At 62.3% G+C, this 822-nt stretch carries 1 protein-coding gene; it reads right to left on the bottom strand.

Features of this window, described 5'->3' with window-relative positions:
* On the bottom strand, window positions 1-822 hold an 822-nt coding region (locus H9Q75_RS12550), incomplete at both ends, for a beta-keto acid cleavage family enzyme (protein WP_207720858.1).

Raw genomic sequence — 822 nt, 5'->3', positions numbered from 1 at the left:
GAGGATCTGACGGGCTTCATCCGGGGTGGCGACCTCACAGCCATACTCGCGGATGACGCGGGCGGCGCGCTCCACAAACTGGCGGTTGTTCTTGGCCAGCACGCCCTTGGAGTACATCACGTTGTCCTCCATGCCTACCCGGATGCCGCCGCCCAGCGCTACCGCCGCGTACAGCATGTCCATCGCCGTCTGCCCCACGCCGAAGCAACTCCACGTGGACCCAGGGCACAGCGTGTCCATCGTCTCCTTCATGAACAGCAGGTTCTTGATGCTCCCGGGAATGCCGTTGGCGCACCCCATGCAGAACTGGAAGTGCAGCGGCGCCTTCAGAACCCCCTTCTTCAGGTAGTACGCCGCGTTGGCGATCATGCCGGGGTCAAACGCCTCGATCTCCGGTTTTACGCCCCACTCCTGGAAGTCCTTCCCCAGCTGCTCCAGAAACGCCGGCGGGTTCAGGAACAGGCCCGTGTTCAGCCAGTTCATGGAACCGCAGTCATAGCTGGCCATCTCCGGGCGCAGCTCCTTGACGTGAATCTTCCGCTCCTCGTCGTTGGCCGTCAGGGCCCCGGAGGTGGTCATGTTGATGATGATGTCGCAGTCCGGGTGGTTCTTGCGCAGCAGCTCCACCGTCTCACGGAACTTGTTCTTGTCCATCGTCCCGTTCCCGTTCTCGTCACGCATATGCAGGTGCGCCATCGCCGCTCCCGCCTGCCAGCACTCGTACACGTCCTCCGCGATCTCCGCCGGCGTCATCGGCACGTTCGGGTTGTTCTCCTTCTTCGGCCACGCACCTGTCGTCGCTATCGTGATGATTCTTTTGTT

This window comes from Lawsonibacter celer, from assembly GCF_014281125.1.
Taxonomy (GTDB): Bacteria; Bacillota; Clostridia; order Oscillospirales; family Oscillospiraceae; genus Lawsonibacter_B; species Lawsonibacter_B celer.
Note: the sequence above shows the minus strand (reverse complement) of the source record. Positions and strands in the feature narration are given on the sequence as shown.